8 protein-coding genes are annotated in these 9,593 nt (G+C 43.5%); 1 reads left to right on the top strand and 7 read right to left on the bottom strand.

What is annotated here, in order from left to right; genetic code table 11:
• Window positions 1-999: 999 nt before the first annotated feature.
• Window positions 1,000-1,605 carry a PEP-CTERM sorting domain-containing protein gene (locus F6K37_RS23660; protein ID WP_008185326.1) on the top strand — a complete coding sequence of 202 codons (606 nt, stop codon included), beginning with the start codon at window positions 1,000-1,002 and terminating at the stop codon, window positions 1,603-1,605.
• A gap of 106 nt (window positions 1,606-1,711) precedes the next feature.
• On the opposite strand, the gene hpsL is transcribed toward F6K37_RS23660, so the two are convergent.
• The 7 genes from hpsL to F6K37_RS23625 form a co-directional block, all read right to left on the bottom strand.
• Window positions 1,712-3,463: a hormogonium polysaccharide biosynthesis protein HpsL gene (hpsL, locus tag F6K37_RS23655; protein WP_008185324.1), complete on the bottom strand. Its 1,752-nt coding sequence runs from the start codon at window positions 3,461-3,463 to the stop codon at window positions 1,712-1,714.
• Window positions 3,464-3,544: 81 nt separating this feature from the next.
• Complete coding sequence (locus tag F6K37_RS23650) at window positions 3,545-4,288, bottom strand: glycosyltransferase family A protein (protein ID WP_008185322.1); 744 nt, start codon at window positions 4,286-4,288, stop codon at window positions 3,545-3,547.
• A gap of 585 nt (window positions 4,289-4,873) precedes the next feature.
• Window positions 4,874-6,346: a phosphoglucosamine mutase gene (gene glmM, locus F6K37_RS23645; RefSeq protein ID WP_008185319.1), complete on the bottom strand. Its 1,473-nt coding sequence runs from the start codon at window positions 6,344-6,346 to the stop codon at window positions 4,874-4,876.
• 383 nt (window positions 6,347-6,729) lie between these two features.
• Entirely contained in the window at window positions 6,730-7,029 is a 300-nt protein-coding gene (locus F6K37_RS23640; protein WP_063747936.1) for a DUF7734 family protein, read from the bottom strand.
• Between the two features lie 441 nt (window positions 7,030-7,470).
• Entirely contained in the window at window positions 7,471-8,064 is a 594-nt protein-coding gene (locus F6K37_RS23635) for a DUF3177 family protein (RefSeq protein ID WP_008185315.1), read from the bottom strand.
• A gap of 294 nt (window positions 8,065-8,358) precedes the next feature.
• Window positions 8,359-8,583, bottom strand: a complete 225-nt coding sequence (locus F6K37_RS23630; RefSeq protein ID WP_287252498.1) for a Calvin cycle protein CP12 — start codon at window positions 8,581-8,583, stop codon at window positions 8,359-8,361.
• Between the two features lie 756 nt (window positions 8,584-9,339).
• A partial coding sequence (locus F6K37_RS23625; RefSeq protein WP_353838403.1) for a hypothetical protein occupies window positions 9,340-9,593 on the bottom strand: 254 nt, incomplete at its 5' end.

The raw sequence follows: 9,593 nt of genomic DNA, 5'->3' as shown, positions 1-9,593 counted from the left end.
CCATGGCTGGTGAGGTACACCTGAGTCTTAGAAGATAGGGGTTTCATTGCTGAATCTGTACCTCACGGGAGCTAGAAACGCTGTCCCAGCATAGTACAGGGAACAGTTATCCGTGGAGACCGGTTCAAAAAACCGTTTGTAGTTTGCCTTTTCCCGTTTGCTAGGGGTTAATCAATTGGTTAATCAACTAATCAGGGTTGTGAAGGTTTAATGCGTTCGCGTAGCGGTTCCGAAGGAACATCGCGTTGCCTGCCTTGACTGCTTCGTCATCTGGTTTTGGGATTTCGGCTTAGTGGTGATTATGCGTTCGCTACAGCCAACTCCTAACCTATTGCTATTTGTAGTGATATCTTGATCATATTTACTTATATTTTATAATCAGTACTTGGGCTTATTTTGTAGTTCATGTAGGGTGGGCAGTGCTTGAGACCGATGCCTTGGCTGTTCATCAGATTGCTTACCCCTACTCCCCACTCCCTACTACCTACTCCTATTAACCCAGGACGAAAGTCCCTTAAATCCATTACTCATCTGTTGCTCTGAATTATTTCTCATCAAAGTATTTTTTATAAAAACTTCATAATTGGAAATATTAACTTTATTTATTTAAAGATTTTATAAATTTGAATTCAAATAGCTAAATTAGTCCCGATTCTATATAATAATATTTTTGGGAAAGGAATCAGCCATCAACATTAACGAGTTAATTGGTTTCATAGCTGTCAACCTCAAGCAGTAAAAGAAAAGAAACCAAGCCTAAGGTCAGCACTTGATATCTAACATTTCAAAATAGCTCATCAAACCAATCTGTCTTGATGCAGTTGCTCATGGGGAGTGGCTGTGTGCGGAACCCCTGTAAGCCCAGTGGAAAGCCAGTTGCTCAGGGGGGAACTCCCAAGAACGCCGACTAAAACTAATTTTTCGTCAGTCAATCAGGAGCTTGACCACGCTATTTCATCCTGTCAATGCCACAAATCAATTCAATAGGAATCAAAAATCATGAAACCTAACCTTTATAAAACATTAGCAGTTACAACTACTACTGGCGCAATTTTAGGTCTTTTTGCTCTTGTCCCTAATCTGGCTCAAGCTGCTGCTATGAAATTTGAGTTTATTAGTACACTTGAGACTCTCAATGATAATCTTGGCTTTGGTATCCTTCGCTATGAGAGTGCCCCTATCACTGGGGTTGGAGTGGAAACTATCCAGATGAATCAGTTAGTTGGTGTCGATTTAGATCTAAAAGCGTCGGCTGAAATTTATCTTGACATACCAGGTTTGGGATTAGTCACTGATAGTGTTTTTATTGATGAAAGTGATGTGGTACCTCCCAGTCCATTTCTAACGTTTACAGATGGTATATTAACCAGCTTCAACGATACAATTAACACTACAAGTAACACTTTTGGAGTTCCTATTGTTGCTCAAGCTTTAGGAACAACTTTTGAAACTTTTGCTGTTGACCCAACCTCGGATACCAAAATATTAGTCGAAAAAGGGAATATTATTTTTAGCACTGTTCCAGAACCAGGAACGATTTTAGGGCTTAGTTTGTTTTCTTTAGGAATCTTGATGAATCGAAAAAAATCAGCAAACTCAAATTAATCGATGAATGTCCAGTTTTGGGCTAGTGGTACTTGGGTTAAAAAAGTGCAATAGTGCTAGGAATCAAGGCTTAATATGGTCATGATCCTGGCTCTATATCACATTTTTACTCAATTTTTAGGGCGCTTACCCTGCCTTTTGCCTTTTGCCGTTTCCCTTTTCCCTTTTTCGATGCCTTGATACCTCGTTTCTTTTTAGGTTGAGGCTCGTTTGCCTGTGCTGCCTCTAGTTTCTCTAGTTCCTCTTGTTCTTGACGATTTATTTCAGGCAACTTGAGGATAACACCAGTAATCAACCAATAATATACTGCCACTGGATCTACATCCAAGGGATAGTAATAGGTTTGGTAGCTAATAAACAAAATAAGTACCCAATAGCTGGCACCGATACTCCGCAAATCCTTGTTTTTCACTGAGCGGTAAGCCTTGAAGGTAAGTACAGTAATCGCAGTTACAAATACTAGAAAAGCCAGCAGCCCCAGCGGACCAACTTCATGCATCACTTTGGGAAACCAAGTTTCTACCAAACTGGTTTTACCAAAAACACGAGCAGAGTTGGTCGCTCGTCCTAATCCCAGACCAATTAATGAGCCTCTTAGTCTACTCCAGGTAAAAGCAAATTGATGAAGGATAAAATCATCCGCTGGTGAAGCTTCCCAACGACCGATCAAACTATCTATCCGTTCCTGAACTACTTCAGGAAAAGCAGTTGCCGCAATTCCTAATAAAAGCCCTAATCCTCCCAAAATAGGTAAAAACCGTTTAAGGTTAGTGACTTGACCCGTTAAAACGAGCAGGATTACGGTTACAGTTGGCACCAAAGCCAGAGCAATCCGCTGACCAGAGACTACTGCGAGAACAAAAACCGATGCCATGGCACCTAAACCAACACTCCGCCAACGAGCTGAGGGGTCGCTGAAAGCAGTAGCAAAGCTAAAAAAGGCATTAGAAATCAGGAACCAGCCCCACTGCCAAGGGGCAACAAAGGTTCCCGGTAAGCGGATTTGTCCCACTTGAGGACTATACAGCAAAGACCCACCCACAAAACATCTAGCATCTAGGGAAGCTTTGAATAAGGCAGCCCCGTGTCTGAATTGGGTTCCAGCGCATCTACCAGTTTTCAGCATCATGTACTGAATAAAGGCAAGGCTACAGCAGATAATAGCCAGAACTGTGAACATCCTTGAGAGGAAGAGTAATTCTTTCTTGCTACGGATCAGGTAGTAGGCACAAAAGATTAAGGGAATGTATCCCAAAAAAACTTTCAAACCCAAAATTCCCATTAGTATCGGCTGTCCATCTTCGCAGGTTATACCTCTACGCATCCCTGGTAGATCTGAACAAGGGGGAAGTAGTTGCTGGGAGCCATTAGCAAACAAGAATGTCAGCAAACTTGATGCGCACAAAATGCCTAAGGGTAGCATTAGGGACTTGGCTATTATGATTGGTTTTCTTTCCTGCTTACACTGTTGTACTAGACCAATCAAAGCAGGGATATAGATACCATCTTTAGCCAGCTGCAGCAGTGGACTATTGCCAATGGAGTAAATGATTGTACCACTAAAAGGCATATAGATCAGGAATGCCCAAAGTGCTGTGCGAGGATATTTATAGGACAGAACCAGACAAGGCAGACCAGCTACTGCAGCTGCACCAGCTTTAGGATCAACCACTAGAGCAAGCAACACCCCGATAATGGCTCCAAAAGCTGCTGTCATAGTAATAATTTGGATGATTTCTCTACGCTCCCGTTGCGCTCGGCGTTTTTGAGCTAACTGTTGCTTGAGATTTAAGGTTGTGGTCTCAGATGGCGTTTTCCCTTTCTTTGATGACTTAGATTTTGACCGACCTTTGACCATGGCAGAACCATCCCATTGTCTATCGATGTTATTATTTCTTAATTTGGCATGATAAATTTGAAATTGGTGTTTGCGCGATGGTCAAGCCAGCTTGTACAAGCCAAATTCATCACAAATTGATTTGCTCAACGCCTTTCGATTGAAGATGTTAAAGGATAATCTTTCTTCATTTGCTGATAGATTCTCACCAGTACCAAGGATATAAACACTACCGGAAAAGGGTAATGGTTTTAGAGGGGTTCCCTTGTTGGCTAGAATACTTTTAACTTTCCCATGATCAATATAAAACTTGTAGTAGCCATAACCGCGATTGTATTCAGGTTTCTCAGGTAACTCTAGTAAATCCCATCTAAGAATGTTCGCTGTACCCGACATTCGATAGAATTGTTTTCGTTTTAAATACAAACAATCTTCTCCATCTCGATACTTATAACCTCTATTAATAAACCAGCCATTTTCCTGAGGATTTTGCCTAACCAATTCCGCTAACTGTTTGCTAACACAATCATCGGCATCGACATTCATAACATGAGTTGGGTCAAATCGACGAGCATAAGTTAATCCTGTCAAAAGCTTACGTCCTTTATCTGTATTTCCTCTAACCCTCTGGCTTGGCTCTTTGGGAGTAGGATAATCAACCTGAAGATAAATGATATGGGGATGACTGAATGTAATCTGTGGCTTTTCATTACAAACAACGATTACTCTAAATTCCGATGATGTTTGATTACATACTGATTTGACACAGCGTTCAAATAATTTAGATACATGTTCCCAAGATTTGGAAAGCTTTCGACTCTTGAGTGGAATTACGAAAACTAGCATGATTAACCTTTATTGATAGAAAAACAAGGTAAAAAACTCCCATTAATTTGCGGTGCGACCCGTGGCGAATTTAATTCGCCAACGGAAAGCGCACCGGGACTAATTGAGCAAAAGTAACGGGAGTTTTAATGTTATGGTGAGGTGGCCATGGCGTTATTGGAACCTTGAAAGTAATCAAGCATTTCGTCAGCTATAACTATCACGAAAATGCTGGCAATAGTTTTCTATGCACCCCTATTAAGTATTAAGTTCAGGGTTTTTAACCCTTTTTCCTGATGCTTTCCACCGATCTGGTTTGTGACCGTAGATAGGCACGGAGTTTTCCTCAAGAGAGACTCACATCAGGGTTGATGATTTACCGTCAACCATAAACCGTCAACCATAAACCGTCAACCATAAACCGTCAACCATAAACCGTCAACCATAAACCGTCAACCATAAACCGTCAACCATAAACCGTCAACCATAAACCGTCAACCATAAACCGTCAACACAACCCGATCACTGAAACGGTATAAGTTAACAAAGATACAAGTTAACGATGCAAGTTATATGCTGAGCAGTTGCTGGAAACAGTTTGGTCAATCAGTTAGCTAAATATCGCTCAACGACGTTAACTAACTCTGATGTCCAGTGGTGAGCAAGTTGAGAATTGGCGGCTTCGACCATCACCCGGATCAGGGGTTCAGTACCAGAAGCACGAACCAGAATTCGACCTTGGTCTCCCATGGCTGCTTCCCCTTTTGCGATCGCATTCGTGATCGCTTCACACTCTTGCCATCCACGTCGGCGTTCTCGGTCTTCTACCCTGACATTACGCAGCAGTTGGGGGTAAGTCTGGAAACTTTGGTCTACTAACTCCCCTAAGGTCATCCCAGATTCACGGACCAAAGAAGCTAGATGTAAAGCAGTTAACATGCCATCCCCAGTCAAACCATAATGGTGACAGATGATATGTCCCGATTGCTCACCCCCTAGCATAGCTCCAGTTTGGAGCATTTTAGCTTGGACATGCTGATCTCCGACCGCTGTCCGTAGGAATTTACCCCCCAACTGCTTCCAGGCTCGTTCAAATCCTAAATTTGCCATTACCGTTGCTACCATTATGTCTTCTGGTAGCTTTTGGGCAGCACGTAAGGTTTGACCCCAAAAATAGAGGATGTAATCTCCATTGATCTCCCGACCCTGGGCATCTACTGCCATCAATCGGTCTGCATCACCATCAAAGGCAAACCCAAGATCTGCTTGGTATTCTTTTACCGCAGCTTTCAGGGGTTCGAGGTGAGTAGAGCCACAATTGACATTAATGCGATCGCCATCTGCCTGGTCATGCAAGCAGATCACTTGTGCCCCCAACTGCTCAAACACTTGTCCTGAGAGTCGCACTGCTGCCCCCCAAGCCAAATCCAGCACAATCTTCATGCCTTGTAAATTCGTCACTCCTTTCAGAGGACGGTGAAGTGCTGCTGCATAATCGGTGACCAACCCTGGGCGATAGTGATACTTCCCTTGGGTTTTACTCACTACAGCCTGACCAATAAAACCCCTCAATCCAGCTTCTATATGCTTTTGCAGCTCCTGAGATAGCTTAGTGCCTTTCCCGCTAAAAAACTTAATCCCATTGTCTTCTGGAGGATTATGACTAGCAGAAATCATCACACCCCCTATGGCACTTGTGGCACTGCACAGGTAGGCAACACCAGGAGTGGGACATAATCCCAGGTGCCACACCTCTAGACCTGCTGTAGTCAACCCCTTAGCTAAGGCTGTTGCCAACATATCACTAGAATTGCGTGAATCCTGCCCTAAAATCACCGGTCCTGGTACAGCTGAGTATTCCTGTAACACAAGACCAGCCCAGAAACCCACTTGTAAAGCCAAATCTTCACTGAGCAATGTTCCTGCTCGTCCCCGAATGCCATCGGTACCGAATAATGGGGTTGTGGGTAGAGTTAGGGGTTGCCAAGGTAACCTGACATTGGGGCAGTTCATTGGCTGATTCTTGGATGAGAACTCAGCACTATCCAATCCCTGGATACGGACAGGGGATGTAACCATAATTTCAATTTCCTCACATTACACACTCACTGTGGAGAATAACACTTTATTTTGCTTTGGTAGATATCCATCAATACATCCAACCTATGGTTGTGATCCCATACATGCTTGTGATCAGATTATGATCCAAGTACATTCAGATTATGATCCAAGTACATTTAGCCCTGTGAGCGCTTTGGCCAGAGTTTATCCAAGATTTACTCAAACATTGACTAACTAGATCCAAGTACATTTAGCCCTGTTAGGCTTCTGGCAAGACTTTATCAAAATTGACTAACTAGATCCAAATACACTTAGGTCCCAAGGGCCTTCAGGCAAAACTTTACCAAAATTTACGTTCCTCCCTTGGAACTTAGCAGCCACAACCTAGCCAGGATGCTAAATTAAACACCAGCATTCTCCAACAACTTTTCCATAGTTTCCAAAGTCAGTCCTTGCTGAAGATAACGAGGAGACTGTGGATTATAGGGAGCAGCCACTCGATCTATGCTAATGATCTTTGCCTGTGCTGGTAAGACCGCTACATCTGGGTCAAAGGATGTCGGACGCATTAAAGAACTGGAAAAACCTTTAAAAATAGCAATTTGATCCTGTTCACCAGCTATCTGTGCGGTAACTATCAATACCTCTTTTGGGCGTTTGATGGTGTATTGTTCTAGACGCCTACCAATGGAATCCATCATCTGTGAGTTTTCAGTTGTGAGTTTTTAGTTGTGGCGTTGCCTATTGGCAGGATATAATGATATATTTAGCTTTATCGTACTGGTGGTGACCATAAAATCTGATCTAGCGCTTTGCCTGTAGGTTAAGTAGAATTCCGAATCCGTTAATCAACCTTACTTTGCGGTGCGACCAGTGGCGAATTTAATTCTTAATGGGGAAAGCGCACCGGGGTAAGTATTCAGCTATCAGCCTATGGGCTACGCCCATGCTACACCGAACAGCTTATGCGCTATGGGCACCCTACGGGAAAAGCTTTTGAATAAAATAACCTGACGGCTGACCGCTGACCCCTGACTGCTGAATGCTTACCTCCTTTGAACCAAGACTCCCCCGGCATAAGCGCCGTGGGGAGTCTCAAAGAAGATGCTACTGCCCTACAAAATCCAAAGCCATAACCCATTTCATGGTTCAATAGCTGATCGTCCTTGTTTGCCGAGTCGAAACAGAACGAAATAGCTTAAGTAAAGGACATAGAAGAATAATCCCACCATTCCGATAAAGCCCAAAAATCCAGGGGTATAACCACCATGGAAATACTGTTTGAATAACAAAGGCGGCTCCCTCAACACCTGACAAAATCCAGATGTGATTGCTCCTGGGACAAAGGCACAACGTAGAAATGGAATACTAGCGATTGTCCCCAGAGTACAGTAAATAGTCATTGCCCAACGCCAAGATGTCAGTGTTAGCTTCAGGGGACTAGCGGGCCTATCATCAATCTCCTCATTCAAGTCAATCCAAAACCACAGGGAGATGGGGATCAGAATACGGGAGCTCAAAGCACACACATAAGCAATCGGCCAACCGACAATCAACAAGTAAACTGTAATCGCTAGGAGACTGGAAACACGCCAATAGATAATCAACAGGCGTACCATAGCATCTGCTTTCTGGAAAAATGCCCAAATTAGCAGCATCAAGGGGATAAATACTGTGAACAAAACTGCCAAACGGTAGTCCATCCAAACCAGTAATTGAATAATTTCATCTTGCATTGCTTGTTGCCGAAATGACCTTGATCTATGTTATTTCACCAATGGCCATACTGGAAATCTAGAAACAAAGCCAAGGAAAGCATCAGGCCAGTATAGCACTACGCATTCAGATGTTTGACATTCCTAAACTCCGAAACGTAAGTAATCGCTTACTTGCGGACTTGCGGACTTGCGGACTTGCGGACTTGCGCGTAGCGCTATAACGCCACCAAAAAGGGTAGCAGGAGCAAATCCTAATCGGGGATTTACTCCTGCTACCCTTATTCAGAGTATTTGGCAGAACAATCCTAGAGTCTAGTCTTCATATACCCGGCACTCAGCTGCGTCAGGATTATCATCACAGTACTCTTCAAGGGAGTTTTTGGGCTTGGCATTTTGCCGCTGATGGGAAGCCTCTGCTTGTAGTTCTTCTACGTTATCCCAAGCTACTGCACATTCTGCTGAAGACGCCCCCTCAGCATCACAAACGGCTCTAGCTTGTTCACGCTCTTGGTCTATTTTCTCTTGTAATTCGCTCATCTGTCTTTCGCTTTTATAACTTAATGATGTCTATTTTTATTTTGCTGATAGGATTGGTAGTAGTAACCAACCGCGCTTAGCAAAATACTTAACGATAGGAGGCTTAATAACTAGTAATTTCGTTGAAAAGACGACCTAGTTGCTTAGGTTTTGTGCAACTCCTATCAGGGGTAAGGTTTGCCGGAGTTTGTCCCGCTTCCGGGAACGGCAATGTTGTAAAGGCTGGTTGGGCTAGCAGCACATGTTTCCCTCATCTTAACTACTAGGGACAGGGCTACGAACTGGCGGTCATTCGTAGGTGTCGTGGCCATTACAACGATCGGACTAGTGTCCATTACCTGCATCTTAGCTAGGAAATCCCGGATTAACCAGAAATTACCAGGGAATTAACTAAGAGCGCTACTTTGATTAGCTACTTTACTTAGCTACTTTAACTTCTTAGGTTAAAGCAAAAGACCTGCTTTAACACAAATTTGTTCTTTATTTTTTAAGATTTTCCCAATTTCCCCTTACCCCCTGGTAGCTTACACCACTTCTAGAACTCTTGACACGGAAAGAACGCGGGAGCGTGGTAGCCCCGTGATTTCAATCCGGGTCAGAAGTTACCGCCAGAATAGGGTTTGAAGTTACCGTAAGACAGTGGAGCCTTTATGGTCGGCAGGCTATGGGTAAAAGGGTTAAGGCTATTGTTATAAGGCTCCACTGTCTAAGGTTTCGTCTCTGGCCTTTATGGTTAGTCGGCTATGGGTAAAAGGGTTAAAACTTTGCCGATTTTGGCCAGAGACGAATCCTTAGGATAGGGTCGCCTTTATATTGAGTTCTCCACGCATTGAAATACGTGGATTCTAAACGGATGTCGTTACGCGGGTTGAAACCACGCTCCACGACACTGCTTACAGTAAGATTTAGACGAAAATCCAAACTATACTGTTGTGGCGCACTCAAAAACGCCTTACTTCCCTGGCCGTAGGCCACGCTACGCGAACGGATCAACAAAGAGTCAACCTGTG

The sequence above is a fragment of the Moorena sp. SIO4E2 genome, from assembly GCF_010671945.1.
In the GTDB taxonomy this organism is placed as follows: Bacteria; Cyanobacteriota; Cyanobacteriia; order Cyanobacteriales; family Coleofasciculaceae; genus Moorena; species Moorena producens.
Note: the sequence above shows the minus strand (reverse complement) of the source record. Positions and strands in the feature narration are given on the sequence as shown.